Consider the following 22,828-nt stretch of genomic DNA (forward strand, 5'->3'; position numbering starts at 1 on the left):
ATTTATCAGTCTTTTTACTTTGCAAAAGTACAAAAAACCATCTATTATCACCGTTACTCTATCATCTTTTTACTATCTTTGCATATATTTTTACAATGTGGTTACTATGATTAATATATCTCATTTTTTTCCTATAACAGATCCAACGCTTATATTTTTTGTCGTTATCCTCATGATATTGTTCTCACCTATTATCATGGGAAAGCTCCGTATTCCTCATATTATAGGAATGGTGCTTGCAGGAGTCCTTGTAGGTAAGAATGGTTTTGATATATTAGGCAGAGATGCTTCCTTTGAGATTTTTGGGCAAGTGGGCTTATATTATATTATGTTTTTAGCAGGATTAGAGCTTGACATGGAAGGCTTGCGAAAGAATAGCATGCGCGTAATAATATTTTGTGCTCTCACCTTTCTCTGCCCATTTGTGCTAATATATGGTGCTTTTACATTGTTTCTTCACTTCAGCGCTATGTCAGCTTTGCTCATTAGTACCATTATGGCAGACAATACGCTTATAGCCTACCCTATCGTTGGGCGTTATGGCCTTACAAAACATGTTAGCACTACTATAAGTGTAGGTGGCTCTATGCTTGCTTTACTTATATCGTTAATAATTCTTTCCTCTATAACAAGCTCTGTAACAGGCAGTGGAGATATAACGTTTTGGATTATATTTAGCATAAAATTTATAGCATATAGCGCATTTCTCTTTTATACTGTTCCTCGTGTGGCGCGCTGGTTCTTACATCGTTATTCAGACAGTGTAATGCAGTTTGTCTTTGTTTTAGCTATTATGTTTGGCTCGGCAGCCCTTTCACATGCTATCGGCGTAGAAGGCATATTTGGCGCTTTTCTTTCTGGACTTATCTTAAACAGGTTTATTCCAAAGGTATCTCCTCTTATGAACAGGTTAGAGTTTACAGGTAATGCCTTGTTTATACCTTACTTTCTCATAGGAGTAGGCATGCTAATAAACGTAAAATTACTTTTTGAAAGTACTTACATTTTATGGATAATGTTATTACTTGTAGTCTTTGGAACATTAGGAAAAGCATTAGCATCTTATATTGCTACATGGGTCTTTAAGCTATCTTTAAAGTCGGGGCATATGATGTTTGGTCTTACCTCTGCTCATGCTGCAGGTGCAATAGCCTTAGCTATGGTTGGGTGTAAGCTGCCTATAGGCGGAGGAAAATATCTTTTTGACAATGCTGTTCTCAATGGTATAGTGCTTATGATACTGTTTACCTGCATAATATCTACTATGATAACACAACGAGCAGCTGAACAGTTGCGACTATTGGAAAAAGAAGATCTTAAGGATAAAAAGGTGGATAATGATGAGAAAATACTTGTCCCTGTAAAATATGCTAACACCTCTATCCACCTATTAAATCTCGCAACAATGATGCGCAATCCTAAGTTGAAACGAGATATAGTGGCTCTTAATGTAGTGTACGATGATGTAAACATACATACTAAGCAAGCCGAAGGTATAGAGCTTCTAAACAATCTTAATAAATATGCCAGTGCTGCCGATGTACCTATATCTACACAGATACGTGTAGCTGCAAACATTGCAAATGGCATTATGTATGCTTTTAAGGAAAATCAAGCATCAGAAATAGTTATGGGGCTTCATTTTCATCATCAGCAGCATGGTGGTTTTTGGGGAGAATTTGCACGTAGTGTATATCATAGGCTCAATCGTCAGATTATTATAGCACGTATTAAGCAACCTCTAAACACTATACGCCGTATACAGGTAGCAGTACCTTCAAGGGCTGAATACGAACCGGGCTTTTATCGTTGGTTAGAGCGTTTAGCCCGCATGGCAGAAAACATGGAGTGTAGGATAGTATTCGATGCCAGACAGGAAACACTCGATTTGATAAAAGAATATGTAATAAACAACTATCCAAGTGTGCGCGCAGAATACGAACAGATGGAGCATTGGAACGAATTGCCTATAAAAGCTATGAACGTAAAACATGATCATATGTTTGTTATCATTACTGCCCGTAAAGGAACTATCTCATATAAAGCAGCAATGGACGATTTGCCCAATGAGATAAATAAATATTTTAAGGGTAAAACTATAATGATTATCTTCCCTGATCAATATGGTAACAATTTAGACACAATGACCTTTGCTGAGCCTCAACATACAGAGGAACGTAGCGTTTATGAGGTAGCAAGTGAATGGATACATAAGAAAAATTTATAACAATGATAGATATAAAAGGAATTACTAAGAGTTTTGGTTCGCTTGAGGTACTAAAAGGTATCGATTTGCACATAAACAAGGGTGAAGTAGTAAGCATAGTAGGCCCCTCAGGAGCTGGTAAGACTACATTATTACAAATAATTGGCTCGCTCGACAAAGCAGACGAAGGAAAGGTGGTAGTAGATGGAATAGATATAAACAGCCTCTCTACTAATAAATTGAGCGATTTCCGTAATAAGCATTTGGGCTTTGTTTTTCAGTTTCACCAACTTTTACCTGAGTTTACGGCACTCGAAAATGTAATGATTCCTGCCTATATAGCAGGTAAAAGCTCTAAAGAAGCTAAGGTTAGAGGTAAAGAGTTGTTAGCCTTTTTAGGTCTTACTGATCGTGCTAACCATAAGCCTCAAGAGCTATCTGGAGGTGAGAAACAACGTGTTGCAGTAGCACGAGCACTCGTAAACAACCCTGCTGTAATACTTGCAGACGAGCCATCTGGAAGTTTAGATTCTAAGAATAAAGCAGAGCTACATCAGCTTTTCTTCGACCTAAGAGATCAGTTTGGACAAACGTTCGTTATTGTTACGCACGATGAAGGATTGGCAAGTATCACCGACAGAACCATACATCTTAAAGATGGTATAATAATATCTGATAACAGTAGGCAACAGCTTTCTAAAGAAGACTAACTTGCCAATAAAATAAGCAGTAACATATTTATAAACAATATATAAAAAGGACGACAAGACATGAAAACAATAGAATTAGGAACCTTCAACAAACTCACCATAGTAAAGAAAGCTCTTCGTGAGGGTTTTGGAGAAGAATTTGGCGTTTATCTCGATGGTGGTAAGGCTGGCGATATTTTAATGCCACAAAAATATATACCACAAGGTGCAAATATAGGTGATGAGGTAGAAGTACTCGTTTACCTTGATCAGGACGAGCGCCCTATAGCCACTACCGAAAAACCATTAGCTACAGTTAACAGCTTTGCTTATTTATCATGCTCGTGGGTAAATGAATATGGCGCATTCTTATCATGGGGCGTTACAAAAGATCTGTTTTGCCCTTTCCGTGAGCAAAAAAGACGCATGGAAATAGGCAATTCGTATATTATATTTATGTATATTGATAAAGAGACTTATCGCTTAGTGGCATCAGCAAAGGTAGAACATTTTCTCTCTAAAGAGTTTCCAACATATAAACATGGCGAGGAGGTAGACTTGCTTATTTGGCAAAAGACCGACTTAGGTTTTAAAGTTATCGTAGACAATAAATACGCAGGATTAATATACGAAGATCAGGTTTTTAAGCGTATTCACACAGGGGATAAATTAAAAGGATATATTGCAAATGTGCGCACTGATGGCAAAATAGACTGTACTTTACAACCCATTGGACAACAATATGCTATCAGCTTTGCTGAAAGATTATTAGAATATCTTAAAGCACATAATGGAGAATGTAACCTTGGTGATAAAAGTAATGCCGAAGACATTAAATACCAATTTCAGGTATCTAAAAAAGTATATAAAAAAGCCATTGGTGACTTGTATAAAAAACATTTGATCATAGTAGAGCCAACTAAAATAAAGTTAGTAAAAAATGTGTAATATCCATAACACCATAACCTTGTTAGTATATTATAAAGCAGACATAACAATATAAATAAATATTAGTAAACACCCTTAAAAATGCAAAACCAATTTTCAAGAACACAATTATTACTGGGCAAGCCTGCCATTAATACCCTTCATGGTAGCAGAGTGGCTGTGTTTGGAGTAGGAGGTGTAGGAGGATATGTAGTGGAAGTTCTGGCACGTAGCGGTGTAGGAGCAATAGATATTATAGATGATGATCGTGTATGTTTGACCAATGTAAACAGACAGTTGTTAGCTACTACAAAAACAGTAGGAAAATTTAAGGTAGATATAGCCGAAGAACGCATACTGTCCATAAATCCACGCTGTATAGTACGCAAATACCAAACTTTCTATTTACCCGATAACGCTACTCAATTCGATTTCGATCACTACGATTATATTGTCGATTGTATAGACACTGTTACTGCAAAGCTCGACCTTATATATCGCTGCTATGAACTAAAGATACCTATATTATCATGTATGGGCGCTGCTTATAAGATAGATGCTACTAAGTTTGAGGTAACTGATATATTTAAAACTATTAATGACCCATTAGCAAAGGTTATTCGCAAAAAACTTCGAAAGACTAAAATCAAACATCTAAAGGTAGTTTATAGCCCTGAAGAGCCTTTAGAAAGTATAGAACAACCAGAGATAAGCTGTGCCTTCCATTGTATATGCCCTGATAAAAATATGCGCAAATGCACCGAACGACATACTATTCCAAGTTCTAATGCGTGGGTACCAGCTACAGCAGGACTTATAGCAGGAGGTGAAGCTGTAAAAGATTTAATTAACATTGCAAAAACTATGCGTATTAAGCCAGAAGAAGAAGCTATAAATAAAGCAGCTATACTTGCAGAGCAACGCGCTAAAGATATGTTGGAAGAACGTAAACGCCTAAAATCTACGCAGAGAATAAAACAAGAGGCTTAGGAAATATACCCTTATTTATTTTATTCATTATTATTATTACCACTCTCACAAAAAGGGGTAAGAAATATATATAAACATAAAGATTTGATTAAAAACATAAGTTTTAAAACAACTAATTTGATACAATTATGAATAAAGCATTAGTAACAGGTGCCAATAAAGGCATAGGATATGGAATAGCTAAAGAGTTGATAAAAAGGGGCTGGCATGTCCTTGTAGGCGCACGTAACAAAGAACGTGGCGAAGCCGCAGTAAACAAGCTAAACGCCATAGGCAAAGGAAAAGCAGAATATCTTAAAGTGGATCTTTCTAACTACACGGTTATAGCTTCTACTTGTGAAGAAATAAAAGATAAACATTCCGACCTTAAACTATTAATAAACAACGCTGGTATACCCGGAGATATGTCAGTACTTAGCTATGAAACACAGCTAAAAGATATAATAGAAACTACTCAGGTTAATTTCTTTGGTACTTTTTATCTTTGTCAAGGACTAATATCTATACTATCTAAAAATAATGGCAAAATAATAAACATCACAGTACCCACCTCTACCAATCCTTACTGGAATCCGTTAGCATATAAAGCAAGTAAGGCTGCACAAAATTGTATGAGCGAACATTTTGCCTTCGATTTTCAAAAAAACAATATCCCTATAGAAATATATACCGTTCATCCAGGTCCAACTACTACCGATCTTAACGGCAATATGTCTCTACCAGGATTCCATAAGCCTGACGAAGTTGGGAAAAAGATAGTAGATTTACTCTATGATGAGCAGCAGCACCAAGGTGAATTTATTGAGATTTATCCCATTGTTGCAGAGTAATAAAATACAATAGGGTGTGTCTAAAAGAGACACACCCTATTTATAAGGGGTGACTAAATAAATTTGCAATAATATTTAAATTCTAAAATAAAAGTACTTTTCAAAAATCTTGTTAAAATAATAAATTCTTTTATTTATTTTTCGTATCTTTGTAATGCTATTTAATTAGAGTTTGATTTTAACTATGAAAAAAAACTTATATGGTAACAATCCTTGCTACATATTGTTTCAAGGTTTTTAATTAAATTATATAACTTAATAAAAAAAAAGAAAAATGAAAAATTTAGATGTTTTAGCATTAGACAAAACAAAAATAGAAGGAGTAGTTAATGGTCTTAATCAGCTTTTAGCAGATCTTCATGTGTATTACATGAATTTACGTGGATTGCATTGGAATGTAAAAGGTAAGAGCTTTTTCCAGCTACATGCAGAATATGAAAATCAATATAACAATGTTGCTGAGAAAATAGATGAAGTTGCAGAACGTTTGTTACAACTTGATAGCAAGCCTGAAAATCGTTTTAGTGAACTTTTAAAAGTTGCAACACTTAAAGAAGAAAATAACAAAGTAAATGAAGTAGAAGGTATGAAATTAATCCTTGATACTTTAAAAGTTTTAATTGCAAAAGAGCGAGAAATAATAGCAGCTGCAGAAGAAGCAAATGATGAGGTTACTACAGCTATGATGAGCGATTTTCTTGTAGGACAAGAAAAATCTGTATGGATGGTTAATGCTTATTTAGCATAACTTTTAAATAGCTATCAGTTCTAATATTAAAGCTATTACATATATACTAATAGTTTTATAAGCAAAAAAATAGAGGATGTGTGAAAAGTTAAACATATCCTCTATTTTTATATTATAATACCCTTTCTAAAAATATCTTAATATTAATACTTAAATAGGCTATATCACGCAAAGATTACAAATATTATATACTTATATTAAACTGTCAAATTTATGCAAATATTACAGCGATTATTAGTAACTTTGCAATATTATATAAAATATTAAATGAAATATATTGATAAGATAGAAAAACTATGAATGTTTTAGAATTATCAGAGCAAGAGATTGGTCGCCGCCAAAGCTTGCAAGAATTACGCGATATGGGTATAAATCCTTATCCTGCTGCTGAATATCCCACTAATGCATATTCTATAGATATAAAAGAGCAATTTTCAGAAGGAGAACAACGCGAGGTTGTTATTGCAGGTCGTATGATGGGGCGTAGAATAATGGGCAAAGCTTCTTTCATAGAGCTTCAAGATAGTAAAGGTAGAATTCAAGTATATATTACCCGCGACGATCTTTGTCCTGGTGAGGATAAAGAACTATACAACAAGGTTTTTAAAAAGTTACTTGATATTGGTGATTTTATTGGAATTAAAGGTTTTGTTTTTAAGACTCAGATGGGCGAAATATCAGTGCATGCTCGTGAACTCAGCCTACTTTCTAAAAGCTTGAAACCTTTACCTATTGTAAAATATAAAGATGGCGAAGCATATGATAAATTTGACGATCCTGAACAACGTTACCGCCAACGCTATGTAGACTTAGTTGTTAACGATAATGTCAAAGATACTTTTCTCAAACGTGCAACTGTTTTACGCACAATGCGCCAATTTTTTGATAATGCAGGTTATACTGAAGTAGAAACGCCTACATTACAAACTATTGCAGGTGGGGCGAGTGCACGCCCTTTCATAACTCATTTTAATGCTCTTAATACCGATATGTATATGCGTATTGCTACTGAACTATACTTAAAACGATTAATAGTTGGTGGATTTGAAGGAGTATATGAAATAGGAAAAAACTTTCGTAATGAAGGTATGGATCGTTTCCATAATCCAGAGTTTACTTGTATGGAACTATATGTTCAATACAAGGACTATAATTGGATGATGACATTTACAGAACAACTATTAGAAAAAATTTGTATAGCCGTAAACGGTAAGCCTGAAGTACAAATAGGCAATAAGATAATAAATTTTAAAGCTCCATTTAAACGTTTACCTATACTAGATGCCATCAAAGAAAAGACAGGCTTTGACCTTTATGGTAAAAATGAAGATGAAATCCGCCACATTGCTGTTAGCAAACTAGGTTTGGAAGATATTGATGAGAGCTTTGGTAAAGGTAAGCTGATAGATGAAATATTCGGTGAGTTCTGCGAAGGAACTTATACACAACCTACTTTTATTACTGATTATCCTGTAGAAATGTCTCCTTTAACTAAGATGCATCGCTCAAAACCTGGTCTCACAGAACGTTTTGAACTAATGGTAAATGGGAAAGAGCTTGCAAATGCCTATTCAGAGCTAAATGATCCTATCGATCAAGAAGAACGCTTCATAGAACAAATGAAATTAGCAGATAAAGGAGATGATGAAGCTATGATTATAGATCAAGATTTCTTGCGTGCTCTACAATATGGAATGCCGCCTACATCAGGAATAGGTATTGGAATAGATCGTCTTGTAATGTTAATGACTGGCAAGGAATATATACAAGAAGTATTACTCTTCCCACAAATGAAACCAGAAGCAAAAATTCCACAAAATAGTATAAAGGAATGGGGAAATATTGGCGTTAGCGAAAATTGGGTATATGTACTTCGCAAAGCAGGTTTCAATCTTATTTCTGATATAAAAAATGAAAACGCACAAGGTTTACAACAAAAAATTGGCGAGATAAATAAAAAATATAAACTTGGGTATGAAAAACCCTCAATACCCATTATACAACAATGGATAGATAAAGCAAAACAATAATATAAAAAATATGTCTTTCTTTTCAAAGCTATTCAGACGACGTTGGCAGCTACCATTCTATAGAAAAATAAATGGCAGCATAGGTAATGTTGCTATTATAGGAAGTGGTAGCTGGGCAACTGCTATTGCTAAAATAGTTATAGAACACACTCATTACATAGGTTGGTATATGCGTAGCCAAGAAAAGATATCAAACTTTAAACTATACGGACATAATCCTGGATATCTTACAAGCACACACTTTAATATAGATGAAATAGATTTCTATACAGATATTAACAAAATTATTAATGATTTTGATACTCTCATTTTTGTAATACCTTCACCTTATCTAAAAGATCTGCTCGATAAGATTACCATCAACATAAAAGACAAAAATATAATTACTGCAATTAAAGGATTGGTACCAGGTGAAAATCTTACTTGCTCTGAATATATACATCAAAAATTCAAGGTACCTTATGAACAGTTAGCAATTATAGGTGGTCCTTCTCACTCGGAAGAGGTTGCCATGGAGCGATTAACATATCTTACAGTGGGCTGTTCTAATGAGCAAAAGGCTGAAAATATCTGTAAGATATTACGTTCTAATTATATTAAAGCAAAAACCTCTAATGATGTCTTAGGTATAGAATATGCTTCCGTACTAAAAAATGTATACGCTATAGCAGCAGGTATCTGTGATGGGTTAAAATATGGTGACAATTTCCAAGCCGTACTTTTATCTAATGCCATAGCAGAAATGGAACTATTTCTCACCACAATAGCACCTATAAACAGAACTATCTCTGATAGTGTTTATATGGGTGATCAATTAGTAACAGGATATAGTAATTTTTCACGTAATCGCACCTTTGGCACTATGATTGGACGAGGTTATAGCATTAAATCGGCACAAATAGAGATGCAAATGATAGCCGAAGGATATTATGGCACAAAATGCATGTATGAGAAAAACAAAGATATACAGGCTAAAATGCCTATACTAAGTTCTATATATAACATTTTATACAAAAAAGCTGAAGTTAAACAAGAAATAATTTTATTAACAGACTCATTTAGATAAAAAATGGAAAGTATTAAATTAGACATTACGAAAGCTACCCAGTTTCTTAATCCTGGGACAATAGAAGCATATGCTCCACAAGTAGCTGCTGCACAAGTAGCTTTAGAAAAAGGAACGTGCGCAGGTAACGACTTTTTAGGTTGGTTACACCTACCTTCAAGTATAACTAAGGCTTTTCTAACTGAAATAGAAAATGTAGCTGATACTTTACGCAAAAAATGCGAAGTAATAGTAGTGGCTGGCATCGGAGGTTCTTATCTTGGTGCTCGTGCTGTAATAGAGGGATTAAATAACAGCTTTGCATGGCTGATAAAAGACAAGAAAAATCCTACTATTCTTTTTGCAGGTAACAACATAGGTGAAGACTATTTATTTGAGCTAACTACTTACCTAAAGGATAAAAAATTTGGCGTTATAAATATTTCTAAATCTGGTACCACTACAGAGACAGCTCTGGCTTTTCGCTTATTAAAGAAACAGTGTGAAGATCAATTTGGAAAAGAATTTTCAAAAGACGTTATTGTAGCTATTACTGATAAAAAGAAAGGTGCAGCTCGTATTACAGCTACACAAGAGGGTTACAAATCATTTGTAATACCAGATAATGTTGGAGGTAGATTTTCCGTTCTAACACCAGTGGGACTTTTACCAATTGCCGTTGCAGGATTTGATATTAAAGCTTTGGTAGAAGGGGCTAAAGATATGGAAAAGGAAACTGGCACAGATGTACCTTTTGCTAATAATATAGCTGCACGTTATGCTGCTGTAAGACAAGGATTATATGCACAAGCAGGTAAAAAGATAGAAATTGTAGCTAATTTTCAGCCTAAACTACACTATTTTGCAGAATGGTGGAAACAACTTTATGGAGAAAGTGAAGGTAAAGATCATAAAGGCATTTTCCCTACTGCTTGTGATTTTACAACAGACCTACACTCTATGGGTCAATGGATTCAGGAGGGTGAACGGTCTATTTTTGAAACTATAATATCAGTAGAACAGCCAAACTCTACCCTACTCTTTCCACATGATAATGAAAACCTAGATGGATTAAATTTCTTAGAAGGTAAACGGGTAGATGAAGTAAATAAAATGGCAGAACTTGGAACCAGACTTGCACATGTAGACGGTGGCGTACCTAATATACGCGTAAGTGTTCCCACACTTAATGAATACTATCTTGGACAACTAATATATTTCTTTGAAAAAGCATGTGGCATTAGTGGCTTAATCATGGATATTAACCCATTTAATCAACCAGGTGTAGAAGCTTATAAAAAGAATATGTTTGCTTTACTCAATAAACCAGGATATGAGGCAGAAAGCAAAGCTATACAAGAAAGATTGACTTCTGATAAATAATTATTCCTTTTTCCCAGTCAAGTTAATAATATCTTGACTGGGAATATATTTTTATAAAACACTATGCAGAATAGCCTGTATAAAGTAGTACTCTTTGATATGGACGGAGTACTATATAATTCTATGCCCAACCATGCTATAGCATGGCAAAAGGCTATGAATGAGTTTGGCATTCATTTCACTGTGGCAGATGCCTATGCCACTGAAGGAGCACGTGGAGTAGATACCATTCGTTCATACGTAAAAGCACAACAAGGCAAAACAATATCCGAAATAGAAGCACAAAAAATATATGATGTAAAGACGCACTATTTCCACGAAATGAAGGAAGCTCCCATTTTTGATGGTGTAATCGACTTAATGGAAAAAATATGCAAAAGTGGATTAAAAATAGGTATTGTTACAGGTAGTGCTCAATTACCTTTAATAGAGAGATTAAAAAAAGATTTTGGAAGATTTATTACAAATAACAATATAACAACTGCTTATGATGTAAAACGAGGCAAACCTAATCCTGATCCTTACTTGATGGGCTTGCAAAAAGCAGGTGAAATTTTACCACATGAGGGTATAGTAATAGAAAATGCGCCACTTGGCATTCGCGCTGGAGTTGCTGCCGGATGTTATACGGTAGCTATTAATAGCGGTCCTCTACCTGACAAACTATTACTAAAAGAAAAACCTAATGTTCTTTATAAAACTATTAGAGAATTTGCCAATAAATGGTGAATAAAAAATCCCTTCTTGCTCTTACATAAAAAGGAAAATAGAGCAGAAGGGATTTTTTTTATATCAATTTATCTGTTTTTCACAGGAATTTCTTCTAAAGACTTAACAAGAAGTTTCCAGAAAGGCTCACAAGAAGATATTTCTGCCCTTTCTGTAGATGTATGAGGACTACGGATAGTAGGACCAAAACTTACAACATCCATATTAGGATACTTACCTAAAATAATAGAGCATTCTAAGCCTGCATGATCTACCTGTACAATGGCATCTTCACCATTCTGATCCTTATAAATCTTTTTTAATAGATTAAGAATTTCACTATTAGGGTTAGGATCCCAACCACCATAACTACCACTTGCTACACTCTTCATACCTGCCATATCAAAGCAAGATATAATACGATTGACTAATACCTCTTTCATGTCTTCACGACTTGAACGAACAAGAATCTTGAAGCTTGCCTTGTTAGAAGTAATATTGATAATAGCAAGATTAGAAGATGTTTCAACTACATCAGGATAAGCAGGAATAAAACGAAGAACGCCATCATGGCAAGCTGTTATAGAATTAATTAAGTTATCCTGAATTTCTACAGGAACAAGAGTCTTAGGAATATCAACTGATTCACATAAGAACTCAACGTTTTTCTCTATCAACTTAAACTCATCTGCTACTAACTCTTGCTGCTTGGCTACCATATTCTCTAAAGACTTTACATTAGCCTTAGGCAAGGCAAGCACAACCTCAGCTTTAAAAGGAATAGCATTACGCATGTTTCCACCATCCCAAGAGACTAAACGAGCTCCCAGCTCTGATATTGCTTTACGTACTAAGCGAGCCATTTCCTTATTTGCATTGGCACGACCTTCATTTATTTCCAAACCAGAATGACCACCTCTTAGCCCCTTTAAAGTAATCTTAACTGCAGCATCATAAGTATTTTCTACTTCCTTATACTCTAAAGAAGTGTCAATATCAACACCACCAGCTGACCCAATAACAAACTTGCCCCATGTTTCTGAATCAAGATTCATCAATATATCACCTGTCAAAACATCAGTAGGAAGATCGTTTGCTCCATACATTCCTGTTTCTTCATCATTGGTAAGAACAGCCTCAAGAGGACCATGTTTTAAGTCTTTCGACTCCATTATAGACATAATAGCAGCTACACCAAGCCCATCATCTGCACCTAGTGTGGTATCTGTACCATAAACCCATCCATCTATAATACGAGTTTGGATAGGGTCTGTTTCAAAGTTATGACTACTGCTTGGAGCTTTCTGCGGCACCATATCTATATGTGCTTGCAAAACTACTGTCTTTCTATTCTCATAACCAGGAGTAGCTGGTTTTCTAAAAATAACATTATTTGCAGTGTCTACAAAAGCCTCTATGCCTATCTGCTTGCCAAAGTCTACTAAAAACTTACGCACCTTCTCTGTATGTCCTGATGGACGAGGTACTTTTGTTAACTCATCAAAGTTTCTCCATAGCCCTTCAGGCTTTAATTTTCTAATTTCACTCATTTCCTAAAATTTTAAAGGTTAGTTATTTGTTAATATTGCTTTTTTTGTAAAACTAAGTGCTATCCATGCATATATTCCTAACAAAATTACCAAGAATGTTTGAATAGTATGCACTATTAACACAAAATAAAGTGCATGAATATCATTTACACCATAAAGTATCAACATCGTTTTTACAGCAAAATGCCAAGGTCCTGCCCCATTTGGTGTTGGAACAATAACTGCTATTGAGCCTACTACAAAGCTTACTATGGCACAAGTCAGACCAAGATGAGAAGTCTCTGCAAAACAAAAGAAAGTAAGATAATAATGAAAAAAATAACTTATCCAAATAGCAAAACTAAAAAAAAGAAATAATGGAACATTATTAACACCTTTCAAGGATAAAACACCTTGCCAAATACCTGAAAAGGTATTACTTATCCTATTGTTTATTGAGAACTTTTTAAAAATAATATATAATAATAAAATAGCAGCTATACCACAAATAGCTGTAACTCCCCACCCCATTGGTGTAAACATTTCTAATATATTATCAAGACGTGTACCTGTTTTTAAAAAGAAATTGGCAAATACTCTAATCTGCAAAACAAAAGCTAAAGCTGTTATTAATAATATTATTAAAGTATCTACAGCACGCTCAGTTACCACAGTTCCTAATGCCTTAGGAAAATTTATTCTATCATATCTATGCAAAATTCCACAACGAGCAAACTCTCCAATACGGGGAATTAACAAACTAACAGCATAAGAAATAAATATAGAATTAATACTAACTGATATACGAGGCCGTTCATTTACAGGTTCTAAAACTTGCTTCCAGCGCCACCCTCGAAATACTTGAGCCATTATTCCAAATGGTAGAGAAAGAAGCATCCAGACCCAATCCATTTCATAAAGCAATATCTTTCGGATATTAGAAAAGTCAAAATCTCGATACATCCAATAAAGAATAGCACCTCCCAAAATAAGTGGGAATACTATCTTTACTATATTATTAACTATCTTACTTATCACCATTATAAGAGCAAAGATAGATAAAATGCATTTAAAAACAAAAGAAAATAAGTATCTTTGTAGCATAATAAAGAAAATTTATGAAATTAGTTAAACCAAAAAAGAATCTCGGACAGCACTTTTTAACCGACCTCAGCATTGCTAAGCGCATAGCCGATACGGTAGATTCTTATCCCAATATTCCTATTTTAGAGATAGGACCAGGTATGGGAGTACTTACCCAATATCTTGTTGAAAAGCATAGAGAAATAAAAGTAGTAGAAATAGATGCCGAGAGTGTAAAATATCTTAATGACAGATTCCCTAATTTACGAGAAAACATCATAGGAAAAGATTTCCTTAAAATGGATTTAAGGAATATATTCTATGGTAAACAATTTGTACTAACAGGCAACTACCCATATGATATTTCTTCACAAATTTTCTTTAAAATGCTCGATTATAAAGATCTTATTCCATGCTGCACAGGTATGATACAACGTGAAGTTGCTATTCGTATGACAGCAAAGCCATGTAATAAAACTTATGGCATTCTTTCGATATTAATACAAGCATGGTATGATGTGGAATATCTTTTCACGGTAGACGAGACTGTTTTTAATCCTCCTCCCAAAGTAAAAAGTGCTGTTATTCGTATGACACGCAATAAAGTTACCTCTTTAGGCTGCGATGAAAACCTATTTAAAAGATTGGTAAAAACAGTGTTTAATCAAAGACGAAAAATGCTTCGAGTTAGTCTTAAACAAATTATCAAAAGCGGCTCTACCTCAGAAGATTTCTTTAAACAAGACATAATGACAAAGCGACCGGAACAATTAAGCATAAAACAATTTATAGAGCTTACAAATATGGTAAGTGAAGAATTAGCCTCAAGAGCTGAATAAAGAATTATTATCTTCAACACTTTATTATGATTATAAAAGATAGCAACATAGAAAAATAAAAAGTAACACTTAAAAAACAGAATGTTTTCTTGTGAAATTCTGAATTAATATATATTTTTGTACAAAGATAAATTAAATACAACAATAGAATATGATAGACGTAAAAGAGACTTTAAAAGAAGCAAAAGAGCGTATGAACATGGCAGTAATGTATCTTGACGAAGAGTTACAACGTATCCGTGCAGGTCGTGCTAATGTCGCTATACTTGACAGCGTACGCGTTAGCTCTTATGGGCAAATGGTTTCTTTAAACCAAGTAGCCACTGTAATGGTACCAGATGCACGTACTATAGCTATTAAGCCATGGGACAGAAAAGCTATTAAAGATATTGAAAAGGCCATAATGGATTCTGATGTTGGTATAACTCCAGAGAATAATGGTGAGATGATACGTTTAAATTTGCCCCAACCTACAGAAGAACGTCGCCGTGAGCTTGTTAAACAGTGTAACAAAATAGGTGAAAAAACAAAGATCCAAATTCGTAATGTGCGCACTGATATAAAAGAGATTTTAAAGAAAGCTATTAAAGAAGGATTATCTGAAGACTTAGAAAAAGATGCTGAATCTGATTTACAGAAAGTGCATGATAAATACATAAAACAAGTAGAAGACCTACTTGCTGCTAAGGAAAAAGAGGTAATGACTGTATAAAACAACAAATACCCCTTTAAGATTATGTATAAAAGATAATAACTTAAAGGGGTATATTATATATTATAACATCAAGTGAATGCGTGGATTAGTAATTAAAAACACAGGTAGCTGGTATAGCGTAAAGACAGAGAATGGGCAAATAATAGAAAGTAAGATAAAGGGTAATTTCCGATTAAAAGGCATTCGCTCAACTAATCCTATTGCCGTAGGAGACTATGTGAAAATAATTACCAATCAAGAGGGTACGGCTTTCATATCCGAAATAGAAGACAGGCGAAACTATATCATCAGAAAATCATCTAATTTATCAAAACAAAGCCATATCTTAGCATCTAACATTGATCAAGCCTTCCTTATAGTTACTACTAATTATCCTGAAACATCTACTACTTTTATAGATCGCTTTTTAGCAGGTGCAGAGGCTTATCGCATACCTGTAATACTTGTTTTTAACAAAATAGACTTGTTAAGCCAAGATGAATTACACTACCAAAAAGCTATGATAAACCTCTATGAAAATATTGGTTATAAATGTTTTGAAATACAAGCAAATGCAAAAGAAGCAACTCCGTTTAACTCAAACCTATTAAAACCTTTGCTAAAAAACAAAGTAACTTTATTAAGTGGTAACAGTGGTGTGGGAAAATCGACACTTATCAATGCTCTTTTACCACATATTAAGTTACGAACAGCAAGCATCTCTAATGCTCATAACACAGGCATACATACAACTACATTCAGCGAAATGTTAGAAATACCTGAAGGAGGCTATATTATAGATACGCCGGGCATAAAAGGATTTGGTACATTCGATATAGAAAAGACAGAGCTAACGAGTTATTTCAAAGAGTTTTTTAAGTTTTCTAAACATTGTCGTTTTTCTAATTGCACGCATACACATGAGCCAGGATGCGCTGTTAGAAAGGCTTTAGAAGAACATTATATTGCTGAAAGCCGCTATAATAGCTATCTTTCTATGCTTGAAGATAAAAATGAAGACAAATATAGAGCAGCCTTTTAAAGCTTTAAGAATATAAAATAAGGAGGTATTTTATAATACTTATAAAGCATTTAAATACCTCCATATATAAAAAATCAAACTACTTGTGTTTACTTATTTTCTGCATCTATAGCCTTTATCTTTTGCTTAATTTCTTCTACATCAGCCTTAAGCCGCTCTATACGACGATTCATCTCATCTATAAGGCTATTACCTTTTTTAGAACTAATATTTAAAAAGCCTAAATTGTTTTCATAAGTATTAATCTCTTGTTTCAACTTCTCATAACGATGCATCAATTTACTCCGCTCATTATCTAAAGCACTAACACCACGCTCTGCTACTTTCTTAATATTATTCTTAAAACTATCTACACGCTTGTTAGCTTCACTTATATGTAAAGCACTATAAAGATTATCTAACACATCATGATACTCTTTATATAATTTATCTTTATCACGATAAGGAACATGACCTATATTGTTATACTTATCGGTAAGGTTCTTCACTTGTTCCTGTGTTGCTTCAGAAATATTAGCATATAGCTGCTTCAATTCTTCTATAACGCTACGCTTCTGCTTTAGGTTTTCTTTTTCCTGAGAATATACACCTTGATGTGCAGAATTGCGAGCTTCAAAAAATTCGTTGCAAGCACCTATGAAAGCATTCCATAGCTCATCACCTATTTTCTTTGGAACTATCCCTATAGTTTTCCACTCCTTTTGTAAAGCTACCAACTTATCTGTTGTAACCTTCCAATCAGTAGACTTAGCTAAAGACTTAGCTTGTTCTACAAGAGATTGCTTCTTTTCAAGGTTTTCTGCATATTTTTTCTTCAACTCTTTAAAATACTCTCCCTTACGTGTAAAGAACTCATCACAACCTGAACGGAAACGTTCAAATATCTTCACATTCATTTTCTTCGGAGCAAACCCTATTTCTTTCCACTCTGCCTGAAGATCCATTATCTGCTTTGTATGCTCCTCCCAATCGGAAGACTTAGTATTTTCTTTTTTGATAATATCCTCTAACTGCTCACACAAAGCTGTCTTCTTTGCTAAATTGTCTTCTTCTTTTGCACGAAGTGCCTCAAAATGCTGCAAATGACGTTTATTTATTATTGTGCTCGCAGCTTTAAAGCGATTCCAAATTTCATCACGAACATCTTTTTCAACAGGTCCTGTTTCTCGATATTCTTGATGTAACTCTTGCAATTGATGAAAAGCACTTACAATATCTTCTTCCTCTGTAAGCTTCTCTGCTGACTCACAAAGCTGAGTTTTCTTCTCTAAATTCTTCTTAAAATCATATTCTCGGGCTTCACGATTAAGATTTAAAAGATCATAAAACTGCTCCACATAAAGCTGATAATTACGCCACATCTCTGTTACTTTATCAGCTGGAATATTTTTTATTTCTTTCCACTCTTGTTGAAGTTTCTTAAACTCTGAAAAATTTTCATTTACCTCTTCAGGAGTAGTTATCATGGCCTTTATACGCTCTATAATAGCTTCCTTACGTTTAAGATTGTCTTGCTTCTGTTCTTCTTGTGCCAAAAAGGCCTGCTGACGTTTCTCTTTTACTAATATCATCTCAGCTTTAAAAGCCTCCTCTTCTTCATCAGGAAGGTAAGTATATTTGTTAGGATCACCTCCTCCTTCTAAAAAAGCCTTTTGCTGCTCATCTCGTTCTGCAAAAAGAATTTTGTAAAAAGCAGCTTTCAAATGATCTACCTCAGCTTTACTTGGAGCATCATCACTTGCTACAATCTCTTTCAAACGTTCTAAAACTTCTTTCTTAGATCCGTACAACTTAGTTGTCTTACTATCTTCTTCTATACCTTTTTCAAGGATCTTCTCTTGAGAGTCCATCAATTAAACATTTTAGTTTATGATTCGGGTTACCAAAAAATATATGAATAAACTAACCTTATTTAAAGGCTAACTATTTATCACTTTTATTACAATATGCAAACTTAATTAAAAAGTTCGAATATACCTAATTTATACTTATTTTTATTATTAATTTTCTTACAATAACCGTTTATGACGTAAAAGCCACCAAGAAGCTCCTGATACTACAAAAGAAAGTAATATCGCTATTGGAAAGCCCCAAAGATTTCTTTCTAACCCATTCACAAGGTTCATACCAAACAAAGATGATATAAGTGTAGGTAACATCATAATAATAGAAACTGAAGTTAAGGTACGCATCACAGTGTTCATATTATTATTAATAATACTGGAATACGTCTCCATTGTCGATTCTAAAATGTCAGAATAAATACTTGTTGTTTCACGAGCCTGACTCATTTCTATATTTACATCTTCTATCAAATCGGCATCAAGCTCATCTACTTGCAGCTTAAATTTCAACTTAGCTAACAAATTTTCATTACCACGTATAGAGGTTATAAAGTATGTAAGCGAATCTTGCAACCTGCTCAAACCTATTAAGCTCTCATTATTAACACCTTTATCAAGATTGCGTTTTGCCTTTTCTATCAATGTGTTTATCTGTTTCAATCGCTTCAAATACCACACTGCAGATGAAAGGAATACACGAAAAATAAGATCCACATAGTCTGTAAAACCTTCCCTACGCTTCTGCTGATAAGATACAAAATCTATCATCATGTTCGTTTCAAAGTTGCAAACAGTAATTGTTACATCTTTCTTATGAATAATACCAAGAGGCACCGTAGTATAAGGAGTACGCGAACGCACTTCCTTTACATAAGGAATACGCAAAATGATAAGCATCCACCCATCATCATATTCATAACGCGCACGCTCATCTGTATCACTAATATCCGAAAGAAAATAATCCGGGATATTAAACCTTTCTATTAAGTCTTGTTGATCTTCTTCTGTTGGACAAGTTACTTGTATCCAACAATTAGGCTGCCATTCTTTAATAGCATTTAAATTGCCATTAATATTCCAATATGTTTTCATTAATATAATCCTCAAACATTAAAAACTACTGAGGATTAATGTTATTGAAACACAACCCTCACGCTAAAATAAATTATTGAAACTTTCCGCGTAATAATCGTCCATATAATTATACAAATGGTTTACATTTGCAAATGTAATAATAAAAAATGATAAAAACAAGTGAAAATATCGTTTTTTGCACTATATAAATATAAAAAGAGAATTACATCAAACTTTACTCTGATAAAAAATTTACAACTTTTATAACAAACATCTCATTTTATTGCTAAAATACCTTATTACATTAAAGCTATAATATAAAATACCTTCTTAAAACATAATATGATATTTAAACCTTAAAAGGCTACGTATATAATAAAGAAAAACAACTTTTTATATTGCTATAACATATATACAGCAAATAAAAATAATCTATTTTTATTTTAAAAATAGATTAAAAATAACACAAAAATAACTTATTTTTATCGCCTATACAATGCTTTTTATCATTAAAAGACATTCTCTACAAGTAAAAAAACATTATAAAAAACAATTTTTCTTCACAACTATAAATTTTTTAAATCAATGTCACGACAAGGATTTTTGCTCTTTTTACCGTAAAGTCTCCATTAATAACCATCATATACACCAAGCTATTACTTATAATATGGAAAGATTACTTAATCTTTTTATATCTCTTTTAAATGTTATCTCTTAATATTTTCCACAAAGCTCTTTATAGATAACAAATCCACCTTACGAGGAGGCTCTACTGTAGAATATTTAATATTAGGCAAGGCTTCTATCTGAGCATCTGTAAGACCCATATATTTTTTTATCAAACCTGCAAAATATTTCACACCATGCTTATTGATTAGCTTAACAGCGTTATTATATGCCTCTGCAAAGGCTGCTTCTTGCGCGCTTCTATCCTCATTGTCCATAATTGCTAACACCCCTAAGTTGATACCACTTTCAGAAGTATCATATAAAAGCACATTATCGCCCTGCATAGCCACTGTAGCCTGTGGCTCTTCAAACCAATAAGCATCTATTTCATGGTTCGTAAGCATTCTTAATCGAACAAAAACATCATTTATCTGAACACGAAACACATTATATTTAGGTTTGGCTTTATATACTACCTTATCAGTGAAAAAATCAGTAGCTGAAAAACGTGTCATAGCAACTATCTTATCACTAAGATCTGCGGGCTTAATTACCTTTGCTTGACGATCGGCTATAAGTTTCCAGCTTGCATTAGTACTTGTTAGATAATGTAACAACAATTTCTTCCTTTTTTTAAGCCGCTCTGTCCTTACCAAATCAGAAAAGGCCGCTTGCACACGATGATAAAGCATAGCAGTATCGCAATCCATCTGTGCATTATATTCCTTTAAAATTACATCAACCTTCGAACTATCATATAGCAAACTATCTTTCAACAAATAGGCAGGAAGGCAATCCATTGTAGGCATTACTGCTACTTTAAAAGCAGCCTTATACTTTGCCAACTGCTCTTCCTTTATATGTTGTAGCTCTGAAGCTTGCCTATCTTTCGACTTACTACAACTAACAAGCACTGAAAAAAATAAAAAAAACAGATAATTTATATATTTCATACCTTTGCAAAAGTAAGCATTAATTTTGTAACTAAAAAAAAACTTATTACTTTTGTCGTATTATGGCAAAGGATAAGACAGCTTACGTTTGCAGCTATTGCGGACAGGAAAGTAGTAAATGGATAGGTAAATGTCCTAACTGTGGGCAATGGAACACCTTTAAAGAAATAAAGATAGCAGCTACCCGTAATACATCTGCTACTAAGCATGCTGCAACAATGTTACAAAAAGCAGGTATGGGGCTTATAGCAGGTTTAGCTCATAAGCCTCAACTATTATGCGATATATCTTCCACTGACGACCCTCGCATAGATATGAATGATGCCGAACTTAATAGAGTGCTTGGTGGAGGTATGGTACCTGGAAGTATTATTTTGTTAGGTGGAGAGCCCGGCATTGGAAAGAGTACCCTTACACTGCAAACAATATTACATCTTAACTTTAAAGTATTATATGTTAGCGGAGAGGAGAGTCCTAATCAGATAAAAATGCGTGCAGAACGTATTACTAAAAATATACCCAATAATGTAGTAATACTCTCAGAGACTTCATTGGAGCATATCTTTGAGCATGCTAAAGAAGTTATGCCTCAACTTCTTGTGATAGACTCTATACAAACCATATCTACAGAAGAGGTTGATAGCAGTCCGGGAAGTATAACACAAGTACGCGAATGTGCCGCTGCCCTACTTCGTTTTGCCAAAACAAGTGGTGTACCCGTTATCTTGATAGGACATATTAACAAGGAAGGTTCTATAGCGGGACCAAAAGTTTTAGAACATATAGTAGACACCGTAATTCAGTTTGAAGGAGATCAGCATTATATGTATCGTATCCTAAGAAGCATTAAAAACCGTTTTGGTTCCACTTCCGAGTTAGGTATTTACGAAATGCAGCAAGAAGGATTACGACAGGTAAGCAATCCTTCAGAGCTTTTATTAACAGGCAATCATGAGGGGCTGTCAGGTATAGCTATCTCTAATGCTATAGAAGGCGCGCGCCCTTTCTTAGTAGAGACACAAGCCTTAGTATCTTCTGCTGCTTATGGCACGCCACAACGCTCAACAACCGGATTTGATGGACGCCGCTTAAATATGCTTTTAGCAGTTTTAGAAAAGCGAGTAGGATTTAAAATCATGCAAAAAGACGTTTTTCTTAATATTACAGGTGGAATACGTGTTACTGACATGGCTATGGATCTAAGCATCATTGCTGCTATAATATCCTCTAACCTTGATCTTCCTATAGAGCAAGGCTGGTGTATGTGTGGCGAAGTGGGGCTTAGTGGTGAGGTACGCCCTGTATGCCGCATAGAGCAACGTATAGCAGAAGGAGAAAAGTTAGGCTTCAAAGATATAATAATTCCAAAATATAACATAAAAGGATTAACAGACAAATATTCCATAAACATTCACCCTGTAAGCAAAGTGGAGGAAGCCATTAGAGAGCTATTCGGGTAAAATAATTGGTATCGGTACTTATTCTCAATACCTAATAGTAGGTATTTTAATATTGTATACTATGTATAGGTAAATATATTCCGTA

Annotated in this window: 19 protein-coding genes; 14 read left to right on the forward strand and 5 right to left on the reverse strand. The window is 34.2% G+C overall.

Features of this window, described 5'->3' with window-relative positions:
* Positions 1 to 106 precede the first annotated feature (106 nt).
* The 10 genes from F596_RS0106295 to F596_RS0106340 all read left to right on the forward strand — a co-directional run bounded on the left by F596_RS0106295 (position 107) and on the right by F596_RS0106340 (position 11,577).
* Positions 107 to 2,227: a cation:proton antiporter gene (locus F596_RS0106295; protein WP_019036281.1), complete on the forward strand. Its 2,121-nt coding sequence runs from the start codon at positions 107 to 109 to the stop codon at positions 2,225 to 2,227.
* 2 nt (positions 2,228 to 2,229) lie between these two features.
* Positions 2,230 to 2,916 carry an ABC transporter ATP-binding protein gene (locus F596_RS0106300; RefSeq protein WP_019036282.1) on the forward strand — a complete coding sequence of 229 codons (687 nt, stop codon included), beginning with the start codon at positions 2,230 to 2,232 and terminating at the stop codon, positions 2,914 to 2,916.
* A gap of 60 nt (positions 2,917 to 2,976) precedes the next feature.
* The gene (locus F596_RS0106305) at positions 2,977 to 3,843 is read left to right on the forward strand and encodes a CvfB family protein (RefSeq protein ID WP_019036283.1); all 867 of its coding nucleotides are present in this window, start codon (positions 2,977 to 2,979) and stop codon (positions 3,841 to 3,843) included.
* 81 nt (positions 3,844 to 3,924) lie between these two features.
* Positions 3,925 to 4,812, forward strand: a complete 888-nt coding sequence (locus tag F596_RS0106310; RefSeq protein ID WP_019036284.1) for a tRNA threonylcarbamoyladenosine dehydratase — start codon at positions 3,925 to 3,927, stop codon at positions 4,810 to 4,812.
* Positions 4,813 to 4,940: 128 nt separating this feature from the next.
* Positions 4,941 to 5,642 (forward strand): SDR family NAD(P)-dependent oxidoreductase, encoded by a 702-nt coding sequence (locus F596_RS0106315; protein WP_008451092.1) that lies wholly within the window; start codon positions 4,941 to 4,943, stop codon positions 5,640 to 5,642.
* Positions 5,643 to 5,916: 274 nt separating this feature from the next.
* Positions 5,917 to 6,390, forward strand: coding sequence for a Dps family protein (locus F596_RS0106320; protein ID WP_008451107.1), 474 nt, complete (start codon positions 5,917 to 5,919; stop codon positions 6,388 to 6,390).
* A gap of 296 nt (positions 6,391 to 6,686) precedes the next feature.
* The gene (lysS, locus tag F596_RS0106325; protein ID WP_019036285.1) at positions 6,687 to 8,420 is read left to right on the forward strand and encodes a lysine--tRNA ligase; all 1,734 of its coding nucleotides are present in this window, start codon (positions 6,687 to 6,689) and stop codon (positions 8,418 to 8,420) included.
* A gap of 10 nt (positions 8,421 to 8,430) precedes the next feature.
* Positions 8,431 to 9,486: an NAD(P)H-dependent glycerol-3-phosphate dehydrogenase gene (locus F596_RS0106330; RefSeq protein ID WP_019036286.1), complete on the forward strand. Its 1,056-nt coding sequence runs from the start codon at positions 8,431 to 8,433 to the stop codon at positions 9,484 to 9,486.
* 3 nt (positions 9,487 to 9,489) lie between these two features.
* Positions 9,490 to 10,848, forward strand: a complete 1,359-nt coding sequence (locus F596_RS0106335) for a glucose-6-phosphate isomerase (RefSeq protein ID WP_019036287.1) — start codon at positions 9,490 to 9,492, stop codon at positions 10,846 to 10,848.
* Between the two features lie 63 nt (positions 10,849 to 10,911).
* Positions 10,912 to 11,577, forward strand: a complete 666-nt coding sequence (locus F596_RS0106340) for an inorganic diphosphatase (protein WP_019036288.1) — start codon at positions 10,912 to 10,914, stop codon at positions 11,575 to 11,577.
* A gap of 68 nt (positions 11,578 to 11,645) precedes the next feature.
* Here F596_RS0106340 and F596_RS0106345 read toward each other — a convergent pair whose 3' ends face one another.
* Together F596_RS0106345 and F596_RS0106350 are read right to left on the reverse strand one after the other, a co-directional pair.
* Positions 11,646 to 13,106, reverse strand: a complete 1,461-nt coding sequence (locus tag F596_RS0106345) for an aminoacyl-histidine dipeptidase (RefSeq protein ID WP_019036289.1) — start codon at positions 13,104 to 13,106, stop codon at positions 11,646 to 11,648.
* A gap of 18 nt (positions 13,107 to 13,124) precedes the next feature.
* Complete coding sequence (locus F596_RS0106350) at positions 13,125 to 14,126, reverse strand: lysylphosphatidylglycerol synthase transmembrane domain-containing protein (protein WP_024992663.1); 1,002 nt, start codon at positions 14,124 to 14,126, stop codon at positions 13,125 to 13,127.
* Between the two features lie 77 nt (positions 14,127 to 14,203).
* On the opposite strand from F596_RS0106350, the gene rsmA reads away from it, so the two are divergent.
* The 3 genes from rsmA (at position 14,204) to rsgA (ending at position 16,743) form a co-directional block, all read left to right on the forward strand.
* Complete coding sequence (gene rsmA, locus F596_RS0106355; protein WP_019036291.1) at positions 14,204 to 15,007, forward strand: 16S rRNA (adenine(1518)-N(6)/adenine(1519)-N(6))-dimethyltransferase RsmA; 804 nt, start codon at positions 14,204 to 14,206, stop codon at positions 15,005 to 15,007.
* A 151-nt stretch (positions 15,008 to 15,158) separates the two neighbouring features.
* Entirely contained in the window at positions 15,159 to 15,719 is a 561-nt protein-coding gene (gene frr / locus F596_RS0106360) for a ribosome recycling factor (RefSeq protein ID WP_008451060.1), read from the forward strand.
* Between the two features lie 79 nt (positions 15,720 to 15,798).
* Positions 15,799 to 16,743 (forward strand): ribosome small subunit-dependent GTPase A, encoded by a 945-nt coding sequence (gene rsgA / locus F596_RS0106365; protein ID WP_019036292.1) that lies wholly within the window; start codon positions 15,799 to 15,801, stop codon positions 16,741 to 16,743.
* Between the two features lie 89 nt (positions 16,744 to 16,832).
* On the opposite strand, the gene F596_RS0106370 is transcribed toward rsgA, so the two are convergent.
* The 3 genes from F596_RS0106370 to F596_RS0106380 form a co-directional block, all read right to left on the reverse strand.
* A complete protein-coding gene (locus F596_RS0106370) occupies positions 16,833 to 18,593 on the reverse strand; it encodes a DUF349 domain-containing protein (protein ID WP_019036293.1) in 1,761 nt (586 codons plus the stop codon).
* A gap of 159 nt (positions 18,594 to 18,752) precedes the next feature.
* Positions 18,753 to 19,679, reverse strand: coding sequence for a magnesium transporter CorA family protein (locus F596_RS0106375; protein WP_008451143.1), 927 nt, complete (start codon positions 19,677 to 19,679; stop codon positions 18,753 to 18,755).
* Positions 19,680 to 20,368: 689 nt separating this feature from the next.
* Positions 20,369 to 21,283, reverse strand: a complete 915-nt coding sequence (locus tag F596_RS0106380; protein WP_019036294.1) for a substrate-binding domain-containing protein — start codon at positions 21,281 to 21,283, stop codon at positions 20,369 to 20,371.
* Positions 21,284 to 21,345: 62 nt separating this feature from the next.
* On the opposite strand from F596_RS0106380, the gene radA reads away from it, so the two are divergent.
* Positions 21,346 to 22,743: a DNA repair protein RadA gene (gene radA / locus F596_RS0106385; RefSeq protein WP_019036295.1), complete on the forward strand. Its 1,398-nt coding sequence runs from the start codon at positions 21,346 to 21,348 to the stop codon at positions 22,741 to 22,743.
* Positions 22,744 to 22,828 lie beyond the last annotated feature (85 nt).

It is taken from the genome of Prevotella amnii DSM 23384 = JCM 14753 (assembly GCF_000378745.1).
Taxonomy (GTDB): Bacteria; Bacteroidota; Bacteroidia; order Bacteroidales; family Bacteroidaceae; genus Prevotella; species Prevotella amnii.